This is a genomic window from Terribium retamae, assembly GCF_022347545.1.
Classification (GTDB): Bacteria; Pseudomonadota; Alphaproteobacteria; order Rhizobiales; family Rhizobiaceae; genus Mesorhizobium; species Mesorhizobium retamae.
Window position 1 is genome coordinate 74,528 of sequence record NZ_JAKREW010000022.1, and the last position, 12,994, is coordinate 87,521.

Below are 12,994 nucleotides of genomic sequence, written 5' to 3' on the forward strand. Positions count from 1 at the left end.
GGCGAATCTCGCTTCTGATATGCGCGAAAACTTAAAAAATCGGCCTGTTCTCCTATTCCATCTCGCCGGGCGTCGATGGCGCCTTGGCATCGCCGCGCTTGATGTTGCGGCGGATCATGCCAAGATCGGCGCCGCCCGTGGCGAACGCGACCACGAAATAGACTATGGCACCCACCGCACACAGCGCAGTTAGTGCGATGGCCTTGGTCGCCAGATGCGATGCCGATGACAATTCCTCGGCAAACCATCGCTCGCCGAAATAGAGCGCGACGCCCATCAGCGCCGCGGCCAGCACCAGTCGCGGAATGCGGGTGAGCAGCGGCACGTCCCGGCCCCAATGGCCGCGCTTGATCAGCACGGCAAGCAGCATCGCGGCATTGAGCCAGCCAGCAACAGCGGAGGCCACCGCGATGCCCGGTGCGCCCATCGAAGGGAATAAGGTGAGCGCGATGGTGATGTTCACCACTACCGAGATCGCTGCGAAGATCATCGGCGTGCGCGTGTCCTCGCGCGCGAAATAGCCTGGCGTGAAGGCTTTGATCAGCACGAAGGCCGGCAGGCCGAGCCCGAAGATCGCAAGGATGGCGGCTACCGTCGGTGTCGAGTTGTTTGCTGCAAAAGCTCCGCGCTCGTAGAGCAGCCGCACGATCGGTTCGGACATCACCAGCAATGCGGCCGCCGCCGGCAGCGTCATGAACAAGGTGAACTCGACAGAACGGTTCTGCAGGTTGGCGGCCTCGACCATGTTGCCGGATTTCAGCGCACGCGACAGTTCCGGCAAAAGCACGATCGCTACGGCGATGCCGACGACGCCGAGCGGCAACTGATAGACGCGATCGGCATATGCGAGCGAAGAAACAGCGCTGTTCTGGCCAGAGGCGATAGCCGTACCGATCAGCTGATTGATCTGGGTGATGCCGCCGGTGATCGCTGCCGGCAGCGCCAGCCACAGCAGCCGTTTGACGTTTGGCGTGATGTGCGGGCGGCGAAAGCCGACGCGCATGCCGGCGTTGCGAACGGCAATCCATACGATCGTCAGCTGAACGATGCCCGCCGCAAGCACACCCCAGGCCAGCCCGTACCCGACATAATGCGCGTCCTTGCCTTCGTACCAGGCATAGGCAAGCACCGCGATGAGGATGATGTTGAGGAACACCGGTGCCACAGCGGCTGCGAAATAGCGGCGCAGCGAGTTCAGCATGCCAGCCATCATGGCGCCGAGCGACATGCAGATGAGATAGGGGAACATGATGGTGGCAAGCCGCACCGTCACGTCGAACTTGCCGGGAATGTCGGCGAAACCGGGCGCCACCAGGTAGCGAACGATCAGCGGCATTGCCAGTTCCATGGCGATCGTCAGCGCCAGCAGCGCTGAGAACAGCACGCCGAAGACCTCTTCGGAGAAGCGCTTGGCGCCGTCGATGCCGTTTGCCTCGATTTCCTTGGAGAACAGCGGCACGAAGGCGGCGTTGAAAGCACCTTCGGCAAACAGCCGGCGGAAGGTGTTGGGCAGCTGGAAGGCGGCGTTGAAAGCATCCGCGACCGGTCCGGTGCCGAGCGCCGCCGCCATGAACATCTCACGCGTGAAGCCGAGGATGCGGCTCATCAGCGTGCCCGAGGCGACGGTGGCAAATTTCTTGACGAGGCTCATGCGTCTTCCCTCCCCCTTGTGGGGAGGGTAGCCGCGCAGCGGTCGGGTAGGGTCGATGCGGCAGTGCTCAACACTAGAGCGTTTCCGTTTTTCACCGAAACGCGGTAACGCTCCAGTCCTTTGTTTTTACGCAATTCCGGACGGAAAACCGCTACACACTTTTCCTGGAATTGCTTTATGGCGGTGCCTTCTGAGACAACTGCCTCTGTCGCCTTCGGCGACATCTCTCCCTTAAGGGGGGAGATACTCTGAACTTGTCTCATTCAGCGGCTGCTTTCGTCTTGCCGCGCCCGGCATGGGTTCCTTCCAGCGTGGCAATCAGCCGCTCGCGGATGGTCTTCAGGCGGTTCTGGCTTTCGATCTTTTGGTTGGTCAGGTCAGTGACGTAGAAAGTGTCGATCACCTTCTCGCCGAAGGTGGTGATGTGCGCCGAAGCGATGTCGAGCGACAGATCCGACAGCGTGCCGGTGATCTCGGAGAGCAGGCCGGGCCGATCCAGCCCTTCGACTTCGATCACCGAAAAACGGTTGGAAAGCGTGTTGCGGATCTCGGCGCGCGGCTGGATGCGGAATGTCTTGGCACCGCGTTTCGGCTTGGTACGCTTCTCGATCATTTCCGGCAGCCAGGCGCGGCCGGACAAGACGTCCTCGATCAGCTTGCCGACCCGTTCGCCGCGCCGACGCTCATCTTCGTCGCGATCGAACTCCCGGTTGATCAGGATCGTATCCAGTGCCCGCCCGTCAGCGGTGGTGAAGATCTGCGCATCGACGATGTTGCCGCCGGCGGCCGCGCAGGCTCCCGCAATCACGGAGAGCAGGCGCGGATGATCCTGCGCCAGAACCGTCACTTCGGTAACCGCCTCGAATTCGTGCGTCTTGACCATGGTGGCCAACTTCTTGCCCGCTGCGTCGGCTTCGCGCACGAAAGCGGCGTGACGCAGCTGATCCTTCAGGTCGACGGTGAGCAGATAGTTCTCGTAGTGCAGCCCGACGAGGCGCTTGCGTGCTTCCCGCGGCCAGTCCGACAAGGCATTCTCCAGTTGCTCGCGCGCCGCGGCCGTGCGCTCGGCACGCGAGACTTCGGAGAAACCGCCGGTCAAAAGCAACTCGGTTTCGTAGTAGAGGGTGCGCAGCAACTGGCCCTTCCAGCCGTTCCACACCCCGGGGCCGACGCCGCGGATATCGCAGACGGTGAGGATGAGCAGCATTTTCAGCCGCTCCACCGACTGCACGACATTGGCGAAATCTTCGATCGTCTTGCGGTCGTTGAGGTCGCGTGTCTGGGCCGTCATCGACATGACCAGATGGTTCTCCACTAGCCAGGCGACGGTTTCGGTGTCGGTGGTGGAGAGTCCCATATGCGGGCAAAGACGCCGGGCAATTCTCGCACCGGCCTCGGAATGATCCTCCGGCCGGCCCTTGGCGATGTCGTGCAGCAGAACGGCGACGTAGAGTGCCTCGCGCTGGTTCTTCAATTCGCCGATCAGCTTGTGCGAAAGCGGATGGATCTTTTCGCCGCCGCCCCGTTCGATCTCGGATAGCACGTCGATGCAGCGCAGCAGATGCTCGTCCACCGTGTAGTGGTGGTACATGTTGAACTGCATCATGGCGACGATCTTGCCGAAATCGGGGATCAGCTTGCCGAGCAGGCCGGCCTCGTTCATGCGGCGCAGATTGAGCTCCGGCTGGCGATCCGAGGTCAGGATGTCGAGGAACAGCCGGTTCGCTTCAGGATCGCGGCGCAGATTGCGGTCGACCAGCTTGAGCGAGCGGGTCACCAGCTTCAGCGCGTCCGGGTGGTATTCCAGCGCATGCCTGTCCGCGAACCAGAACAGGCGCAAAAGGTTCACCGGGTCGCGATCGAACACCTTGTTGTCGGCAATGTTGATGCGGTCGTTGTCGACGATGAAATCGGCGGTGCCGGCCAGCTTGCGGCGCCGGCGCGAGAAGGTGAGGAAAAGCCGGTTGAAGCCGGAAACGTGGCTGGCCTGCTCTTCCTCCAGCGCCGCGCAGAAGATGCGGGTGAGGTCGCCGACATCCTTGGCGACCAGGAAGTAGTGTTTCATGAACCGTTCGACGGCCGAGAGGCCGGGATGGCTTTTGTAGCCGAGCCGGTCGGCGATATCGCGCTGGATATCGAAATGCAGCCTCTCTTCGGCCTTTCCGGTCAGGAAGTGCATGTGGCAGCGCACGGCCCATAGGAAATCTTCAGCCTTCTGGAACTGGTTGAACTCGTCGCGTGTGAACACCCCCTGGGCAACCAGCTCCTCCACCGTGCGCTCACGGTAGAAATATTTGCCGATCCAGAACAGCGTCTGCAGGTCGCGCAGGCCACCCTTGCCGTCCTTGATATTGGGCTCGACCAGATAGCGGCTCTCGCCGCCCTTGCGGTGCCGTTCGTCACGCTCGGCGAGCTTGGCCTGTGCGTATTCGGCGCCGGTATTGCGCACCACTTCTCGGTCGAAACGGGTGATCAGCTCGTCGCAGAGCGGCTTTTCGCCCCAGATGAAACGCGCCTCCAATACGGCGGTACGGATCGTCATGTCCGATCGCGACAGCCTGAGGCATTCCTCGATGTTGCGCGTGGCATGGCCGACCTTCAGCCCCATATCCCACAGCATATAGAGCATGTATTCGACGATCTGCTCGCCCCAGGGGGTCTGCTTGTAAGGCAACAGGAAGAGCAGGTCGATGTCGGACCCGGGCGCCAGCGTGCCGCGTCCATAGCCGCCGACGGCGACGATCGCCATGCGTTCGGCAACGGACGGGTTCTTGGCGCGATAGACGTGGGTGACTGCGAAGTCGTAGAGCGCAGCGATGATCTCGTCCATCAGATGGGAAAGCCTCGCAGCGCAAGCCGTGCCGCCGCCGTCATCCATCAGCAGGCGTTCAGCCACTTTGCGGCCTTCCGCCATCCTGGTCTTGAGCAGTTTCAGGACGGCCGTCCGCACTGGCTGGCCGGACCCGTCGCCATTTGTCTCGGCGGTCAGCGCCGACAATTCCTCGCGCAGCAGCCTGCCGTCGATGATCTCGTCGAACTTGAGGGGAATCTTCGCCATTGGCCTTCGGTAGCGCCTTTCCGGCGGCGTCTATAGCCTGTTTTGACGGCTATGGGTATGGGCACGCGCGAGCCTCGAATCAAAGCCTGATTTGCCCCTTGACCTTCCAGTTGCTGGAAGCCCTATCTGCGATCAAAAGCGGAAGATCCGAAGGTTTTTGCAATGACGAACGCGCACCACGGGCATCACGGCCACAGCCATCATGACCACGCCAAGGACGGCTCGTGCTGTTCGAGTGGCGGCATCAAATCGGGTGGCGAAGATATCCTGCGCGATCCGGTCTGCGGGATGGAGGTCAACCCCAATGCCGGCAAGCCGACTTTCGAACATGGCGGCCGTCTCTTCCACTTCTGCTCGGAAGGTTGTCGGGGCAAGTTCGAAGCTCATCCAGAAGAATTCCTCACCGCCAAGGATCCGGTCTGCGGCATGGACGTAGATCGCGCCAGCGCACGGCATTTCCTGCGCCATGAGGGCGAGAAGTTCTACTTCTGCTCGGAAAACTGTCAGAAGAAATTCGAGGCCGACCCCAAGGCCTATCTCGGCGACAGGCCGACACCCGCGCCGCTGCCCAAGGGCACGCAATACACCTGTCCGATGCATCCCGAGATCATCCGGGACAAGCCCGGCTCCTGCCCGATCTGCGGCATGGCGCTGGAGCCGATGATGCCGACGGGTGAGGAAGGCCCCAATCCTGAGTTGGTCGATTTTACCCGCCGCTTCTGGGTCAGTGCCGTGCTTTCGATTCCGCTGCTGGTCATCACCATGGGGCCGATGGTTGGGCTGCCTTTCCTGCGTGATTGGCTCGGCGAACAGGCTGCTGTCTGGGTCGAGTTGGTCCTGGCGACGCCCGTCGCGTTGTGGGCGGCACTGCCCTTCTTCGAACGCGGCTGGGCTTCAATCGTCAACCGCAGCCCGAACATGTGGACGCTGATCTCGCTCGGCGTTGGAGCGGCCTATATCTACAGCGTGGTCGCCACGCTCTTCCCCGACATCTTCCCGCATCAGTTCCGTGGCCATGGCGGCGCGGTACCAGTCTATTTCGAGGCCGCCGCCGTCATCATCGCGCTGGTCTTCCTCGGCCAGGTACTGGAACTGCGCGCCCGCGAAAAGACTGGCTCGGCGATCCGGGCATTGCTCGACCTCGCACCGAAGACGGCACGGCTGATCGACGCCGACGGTTCCGAGAAGGATGTGCCGCTCGATCAGGTGAAGGGCGGCGACCGGCTGCGCGTGCGGCCGGGCGAGGCAGTGCCGGTGGATGGCGTCGTGCTGGACGGCCGTTCCTCGGTGGATGAATCGATGATCACCGGCGAGCCGGTGCCGGTCGAAAAGATCGAAGGTGATGCGGTGACAGGCGGTACGCTCAACAAGAATGGCTCGCTGGTCATGCTGGCTGAAAAGGTCGGCTCGGAAACGACGCTCGCCCGCATCGTCGAGTTGGTGGCCAAGGCACAGCGCAGCCGCGCACCGATCCAGAGCCTGGCCGATCGCGTCTCTTTCTACTTCGTGCCCGCTGTGGTGCTGGTCGCCATCGTTGCGTTCATCGCCTGGGCTATGTTCGGGCCCGAACCCAGCCTGGTGTTCGCCATCGTTGCAGCCGTGTCGGTGCTGATCATTGCCTGTCCCTGTGCGCTGGGTCTCGCGACACCGATGTCGATCATGACTGCCACGGGGCGCGGTGCGCAGGCCGGCGTGCTGATCAAGGACGCTGCGGCGCTGGAGCGGTTCGCTTCGGTCAACACGCTGGTGGTCGACAAGACGGGCACGCTCACCGAAGGCAAGCCGAAACTCACCGATGTCATCGCCACGGATGGTGTTTCCGAAGACGAGCTTCTTGGGTTGGCGGCAGCATTGGAAAAAGGCTCCGAGCATCCGCTTGCCGAAGCGATCGTTGGTGGCGCTGAGGAGCGCGGCCAGAAGGTGGTGGCTGCCGCCGATTTCGAGGCCGTGACCGGCAAGGGTGTGTCCGGCACCGTGGCCGGCCGCAAGGTGGCGCTCGGCAATCCCGCCATGATGACGGAACTCGGTTTGGATGCCGCCGCTCTCGCCGATCGCGCCGGTATGCTGCAGAGCGAGGGCAAGACGGCAATGTATGTGGCGATCGATGGCAAGCTGGCCGGCATCGTCGCTGTCGCCGATCCCATCAAGGCCACAGCAGCCGAGGCCATCCGCGCCCTGCATGACGAGAACATCACCGTGGTCATGGCCACGGGCGACAATGAACGCACCGCCAAGGCGATCGCCAAGCGGCTTGGCATCGACCAGGTGCGTGCCAACATGCTGCCTGAGCACAAGAGCGCGCTGATCGAGGAATTGCGCAGCCGCGGCGGCATCGTCGCCATGGCGGGCGATGGCGTGAACGACGCGCCGGCGCTTGCCGCTGCGGACGTCGGCATCGCCATGGGCACCGGCGCGGACGTCGCGATGGAAAGCGCCGGCATCACGCTGGTGAAGGGCGACCTCACGGGTATCGTGCGGGCGCGCAGGCTGGCCAGAGGCACGCTTGCCAACATCCGCCAGAACCTGTTCTTCGCGTTCCTGTACAATGTCGCTGGCGTACCGGTCGCGGCCGGCGTGCTCTACCCAGTGTTCGGCGCGCTCCTGTCGCCGATGCTGGCAGCGGCGGCGATGAGTCTGTCCTCGGTCTCGGTCATCGCCAATTCGTTGAGATTGCGCACGCTGAAGCTCTGATTCCTGCGGCAGTCAAGCCTCTGGACGGAAGATGGCATGAACCCCAACTAGGACCCACAACAAGGAAAACCGAATGAACCTGATGAAGAAGATTGTCCTCGCCTTGATGGCGGCCGGCATGCTGGCAGCCGTGCTGGTGGAAACCGCGCCGGCCCAGGAAGATCATAGCGGCCACGATATGGGCGCCATGGCCACCAGCGCGGAAGGCGCATCGACCACCGGCTACAAGGAAGCGATGGACAAGATGCACAAAGCGATGGCGGCGATCGAATATTCGGGCAATGCCGATGTCGACTTCGCGCGCGGCATGATCCCGCATCATCAGGCGGCCATCGACATGGCCAAGGTGCTTCTGGCCAACGGCAAGGATCCGGAGATGCGCAAGCTGGCGGAAGCAGTGATTGCCGCTCAGGAGGCCGAAATCAAGGAAATGCAGGCCTGGCTGGCGGCCAATCCCGTCAAGTAACCGGCAGCTTTCAAACCAAAAGCCGGCGTCTTGTGATCGAGCGCCGGCTTTTTCACCTATTCGTCTTCGCTCTGATCTGCCACGCCTGGCGCCGCCAGAAGCAGCGCCGCACCTGCCAACGCTGCGACCAGCGAACCGGCGAGAATGCCTACCTTGACGGCGTCCTGCAGCGCCGGATTGTCGGCGAAAGCGAGCAGTCCGATAAACAGACTCATCGTGAAGCCGATGCCGCACAGCAGCGCGATGCCGGTCATCTGCATCCAGCCGGCGCGCATCGGAAGGTCGGCGAGACCGAGCTTGATGGCCAGTGCAGAGGCGCCGAGCACACCGACCAGCTTGCCGACAACGAGGCCGGCGGCGACGCCGAGCGTCAGCGGCTCGACCAGCGTCGCAGGCGTGAACCCGGCCAGGGAGACCCCTGCATTGGCGAAGCCGAAGATCGGGATGATGATCAACGGTACGAAGCGGTGCAGTGCATGCTCCAACCGGTGCAGCGGCGAGTGCTCCAGATCATGGGCGATGCCTGGCGCTGCTCTGAGTGGAATGGTCAGCGCCAGGGCAACGCCGGCCAAGGTCGCATGCACGCCGGATTTCAGCACCAGCACCCACAGCACGGCGCCGAGCACGAGATAGGGGGCAAGAGACAACACGCCCATACGGTTGAGCACGATCAGAACGACGATAACGGCGAGTGCGGCAGCAAGATAGGCGAGCGAGAGGCCGCTTGTGTAGAACAGGGCGATGATGATGACGGCGCCGAGATCGTCGATGATGGCAAGCGCTGTCAGGAAAACCTTCAGCGAGGCCGGAACGCGGTTGCCGAGCAGCGAAAGCACGCCGAGCGCGAAGGCGATATCGGTAGCGGTCGGGATCGCCCAGCCGGGCAGGGCTGCCGCATTGTCGCGGTTGATGGCGACATAGACCAGCGCGGGCACGGCCATGCCTCCGGCAGCTGCAATGCCGGGCAGCATGCGGCGTGGCCAGGTCGACAGCTGTCCGTCCAGCATCTCGCGTTTGATTTCGAGACCGACGAGCAGGAAGAAAACCGCCATCAACGCGTCGTTCACCCAATGCAGCACGCTGAGCGGTCCGAGATAGGCATGCAAAGCCGCGAAATACGTCTCCGCTAGGGGCGAATTGGCGACGATCAGTGCAAGCGCCGCTGCTGCGATCAGGATAATGCCGCCCGCGGCCTCGCCGTCTAGAAACTCACGGAAAACCGAGATTGGACGCGGGTTGTCATTCGCCATGTCTGCTCCTAGAGCAATTCCAGCAAAAGCGCGTAACAGTTTTGCGTCCGGAATTGCGTAAAACAAAAAATGTTAGAGCGTTTCCGCGTTTCCATGAAAAACAGAAACGCTCTAGGTCTGGTTGCGGCTGGGCGGATGATGCCTAAGGCAGAGAGGCGCGGCAAGCAAAGCCGCGCTGTCTGCGACAATAGGGCGTTCCGATTTTCACGGAAACGCGGAAACGCTCTAAGTTTTTGTTTTCGTCGCATTCTTGTAACGCCAAGTGATTCCACTTGGCGGCAAAATGCTCTGGGGCGAACTTGTAGAAGCCGTCGCTTGAAATCAGCGCGGCGCACGCTTGGCCAGGATACGCTGCAGCGTGCGGCGGTGCATGTTCAGCCGCCGTGCAGTTTCCGAGACGTTGCGCTCGCACATTTCATAGACACGCTGGATATGTTCCCAGCGCACGCGGTCAGCCGACATCGGGTTTTCCGGCGGCGTGACACGTTCGCTGCCGGTGCGCGTCAACGCCGCGAAAATGTCGTCGGCATCGGCCGGCTTGGAAAGGTAGTCGACCGCGCCGAGCTTCACGGCCGTCACGGCGGTGGCGATGTTGCCGTAGCCGGTGAGGATGATGGCGCGCGCATCGGCACGCTTTTCGCGAATAGCTGCCACCACATCCAGTCCGCTGCCGTCGCCGAGGCGCATGTCCACCACCGCATAGGCGGGTGGATTGGCACGGGCCTTCACCAGGGCTTCCTCGACGCTTTCGGCAGTTTCGACCGCGAAGCCGCGTCCTTCCATGGCGCGGGCAAGCCGGGTGAGAAATGGCTTGTCGTCCTCGACGATCAGCAGGGAGGTATCGTCGCCCGTCACCATGCTGCCATGGGCATCTTCAGCGCTCATGATTGGGTCTTGTCCTTCTTCTTTATTTTCCGCCCAGATATAGCGACTACGCCTTAATTGTCCAATTTCGAGCGGTTTTCAGCTGGTTCTGGAGCTATTCTGCGTTATTCCGCCGCATCAAGGCCTGCCGGATACATGACCTTGGCGTTGACGAACACCTCGCGCGGCCAGTCGATGCGAACGACTGCCCCCTCGCCCGGACCGCCCGAGTTCTGGAATTCGATGTTCGCGCCCGAGCGTTCGATCAAGGTCTTGGCTATGAACAGGCCCAGACCCAGCCCGCCCCCGCCGCGTTCCGTGCCTTGCCTGGTGGACATATAGGGTTCGCCGATGCGGTCGATGATCTCCGGCGGAAAGCCGCGGCCATCGTCGGTGATCGATAATGTGACATGCTGGTCGTTCCAGCCCCAGCGCACGGTGATCGAAGAGCGGGCGAAGTCCACGGCGTTCTCGACGAGATTGCCGAGCCCGTAGAGCACGCCGGGGTTGCGGCGGCTGACAGGTTCGGGGCCGATGCATTCTCCCGGCTGCAGCTCTATTCGGATGCCGAAGTCGCGATGCGGCGTGACTACTTCCTCGACCAGCGAGCTCAGCGACAGTTGCGCCAGCAGCGGTTCGCCTTCCGACGACAGATTGGTCAGGCGTTTCAGGATCTCGCGGCAGCGCTCGCTCTGCGTGCGCAGCAGGGAAACGTCCTCACGGTATTTCGGATTCTTGCCCAGCGTCTTTTCCATTTCCCGCACCACCAGCGTGATGGTGGCGAGCGGGGTGCCGAGCTCATGCGCGGCGGCGGCGGCCAGTCCGTCGAGTGCCGACAGATGCTGTTCGCGCTGCAACACCAGTTCGGTGGCGGCAAGTGCGTTGGCCAGCTGCCGCGCTTCCTTGGCGACGCGGAATGCGTAGATGCCGGTGAAGGCGATCGAGCATAAAACCGCCACCCACACACCCGCCACGTAGGGAACAGGCATCACCAGCGTGATGGTTTCATACCAGGGCAAAGGCTCGTGGAAGAAGACGAGCAGTGTCGCCGCAGCAACGACCAATGCGCCGAGCAATGCGGTGAGCCGCAGCGGCAGCGATGTCGCCGAGATGACGACCGGTACGGTAAGCAGCAGCGCGAACGGATTGGTCAGGCCGCCGGTGAGGTAGAGCAGACCGGCGAGCTGCAGGCTGTCGAACACCAGGATGCCGAAGGCGGCCGGGGGTGCCAGTCGGTGCGCGGCAGGGTAGCGGAAGGCCAGGAACAGGTTCATCCAGGCGGAACAGGCGATCAGCGTGAAGCAGAAGCTGACCGGCAGCGGGAATTTCAGCCCATAGGCGACGACCAGGACGGTGATGCTTTGGCCGACGATGGCGAGCCAGCGCAGCCAGATCAACGTGTTGAGCCGCAAGCGGTCGGTCGGCTGGAAGTCGGGAGAGCGCTGGATATTGATCATCAGGTCTTCTATCGCGGGCGCCTTGGCAGCGCCAGTTCGTCGCGCTTGGCAAGATATCAGGTGCCGCGCGGCTTGGCGCGGCTGGTGGCGGCAGCTTCGAGCGGGTTCTCCGGCCAGACGTGTTTCGGGTAGCGGCCGCGCATGTCGGAACGCACATCGGCCCAGGAACCGCGCCAGAAGCCGGGAAGGTCGCGTGTCATCTGGATCGGCCGGTGTGCGGGAGACAGCAGTTCAAGGGTCAGCGGCACGGTGCCGTTGGCGATCGAAGGATGGCGATCGAGGCCGAACAGCTCCTGCACGCGAATGGCCAGCACCGGCGCTTCGCCATCGTAGCGGATCGGCACGCGGCTGCCGGATGGTGCATCGAAATGGGTTGGAGCGAGTGTCTCGATCTTGCGCTGATGGTCATGCGGTACCAGCGCGGTCAGGCCGCTGGTCAATGCTCCACTCGAAATGGCGTTGAGCAAAGGTTCGCCGGTCAGGAAAGGCGCCAGCCAATCATCCAGCCGCTCGATCAGCGCATCGTCGCTCATGTCGGGCCACGGCGCGCCGAGACCCCGATGCAACCAGGCGAGACGATTGCGCAGGCTTTCCGCGTCCTTGCTCCACGGTAGCAGGGCAAGGCCGTGTTCGCGGACGGCCTGAAGGACGGCATTGTCGGCATCCGCCCCCTTTGGCGCAGGGAGCATCCGCTCGGCCAGCACGATGGCGCCGAGGCGAACCGTTTCCCGCACGCGCACCGAACGTTTCTCGCGATCGAAGCTGGTTTCACGGCGGGTTTCGATACGATCGGAAAGCGCGTCGCGGATTTCCGCCTCGCTAACGGGTGCCGCAGCCGTGATACGGGCATTCTGTGCCTTGCCCTGCAGGTCGGCAACGACGAGGAATGTCTCGCCGGCGAGCGGGTCGGCTGCATCCAGCATCGCACCGGAGCCATTGGCGAGCACGAAACGGCCGCGCTCGCCACGTGCCTTGGCGACGCGGTCGGGCCAGGCATCGAGAAGCAGTGCGCCCGCTGTACCGGTTTCATGTCCAGCGGAAGAGACAGAGCGCGCCAGCTTCTCCGCAAGTTGCCGTGCCGCGTTGGCGCGCGGCGACCGATCCGAGGCGAAACGCGTCATCCGCCGCTCCAGGTCGGCGCTATCCCCGCCGAGCCCACGTTCGGTAAGCAAAACCGCGAGCCGCGCGGCATCCTGCGCGCGACCGTGGTTGGCTGCTTCGGCAACCATATGGGCGAGCCGTACCGGTAGTACGAGCTTGCGCATGGCGGAGCCGGCTGCCGTCAAACGCCCCGCCTCATCAATCGCATGCAGCGCTTTCAGCAAGGCGCGCGCTTCCGCCAGCGCCGGCGCTGGCGGCGTGTCCAGAAAAGAAAGGCTGGTCGGATCCGCGACGCCGAAAGCGGCGCAGTCCAGCATCAGGCCCGACAGATCGGCTTCGAGGATCTCGGGGGGAGTGAAGGCTGGCAGCGCCGCGGTTTGTTCGGCTCGCCAGAGCCGAATGGCGACACCCGGCTGCGTCCGGCCCGCGCGGCCGGCCCGCTGATCGGCGGAGGCA

At 63.1% G+C, this 12,994-nt stretch carries 8 protein-coding genes; 2 read left to right on the forward strand and 6 right to left on the reverse strand.

Annotation, left to right across the window (positions count from 1 at the left end; all coding sequences use genetic code 11):
* Window positions 1-52: 52 nt before the first annotated feature.
* Both murJ and L4923_RS19940 read right to left on the reverse strand, forming a co-directional pair.
* Window positions 53-1,651 carry a murein biosynthesis integral membrane protein MurJ gene (murJ, locus tag L4923_RS19935; RefSeq protein WP_239368329.1) on the reverse strand — a complete coding sequence of 533 codons (1,599 nt, stop codon included), beginning with the start codon at window positions 1,649-1,651 and terminating at the stop codon, window positions 53-55.
* Window positions 1,652-1,910: 259 nt separating this feature from the next.
* Complete coding sequence (locus L4923_RS19940) at window positions 1,911-4,709, reverse strand: [protein-PII] uridylyltransferase (RefSeq protein WP_239368331.1); 2,799 nt, start codon at window positions 4,707-4,709, stop codon at window positions 1,911-1,913.
* Between the two features lie 162 nt (window positions 4,710-4,871).
* Between L4923_RS19940 and L4923_RS19945 the strand changes: the two genes are divergently transcribed.
* Together L4923_RS19945 and copM are read left to right on the forward strand one after the other, a co-directional pair.
* A complete protein-coding gene (locus L4923_RS19945) occupies window positions 4,872-7,400 on the forward strand; it encodes a heavy metal translocating P-type ATPase (RefSeq protein WP_239368333.1) in 2,529 nt (842 codons plus the stop codon).
* A gap of 73 nt (window positions 7,401-7,473) precedes the next feature.
* Window positions 7,474-7,866 (forward strand): CopM family metallochaperone, encoded by a 393-nt coding sequence (copM, locus tag L4923_RS19950; protein ID WP_239368335.1) that lies wholly within the window; start codon window positions 7,474-7,476, stop codon window positions 7,864-7,866.
* Between the two features lie 56 nt (window positions 7,867-7,922).
* Here the strand turns inward: copM and nhaA are convergent, their stop codons facing one another.
* The 4 genes from nhaA to L4923_RS19970 form a co-directional block, all read right to left on the reverse strand.
* Window positions 7,923-9,116, reverse strand: coding sequence for a Na+/H+ antiporter NhaA (gene nhaA / locus L4923_RS19955; protein ID WP_239368337.1), 1,194 nt, complete (start codon window positions 9,114-9,116; stop codon window positions 7,923-7,925).
* 321 nt (window positions 9,117-9,437) lie between these two features.
* Window positions 9,438-10,001: an ActR/PrrA/RegA family redox response regulator transcription factor gene (locus tag L4923_RS19960; RefSeq protein WP_239368339.1), complete on the reverse strand. Its 564-nt coding sequence runs from the start codon at window positions 9,999-10,001 to the stop codon at window positions 9,438-9,440.
* Window positions 10,002-10,105: 104 nt separating this feature from the next.
* Window positions 10,106-11,437: an ActS/PrrB/RegB family redox-sensitive histidine kinase gene (locus L4923_RS19965; protein ID WP_239368341.1), complete on the reverse strand. Its 1,332-nt coding sequence runs from the start codon at window positions 11,435-11,437 to the stop codon at window positions 10,106-10,108.
* Between the two features lie 56 nt (window positions 11,438-11,493).
* A partial coding sequence (locus L4923_RS19970) for an ATP-dependent helicase C-terminal domain-containing protein (protein ID WP_275448489.1) occupies window positions 11,494-12,994 on the reverse strand: 1,501 nt, incomplete at its 5' end.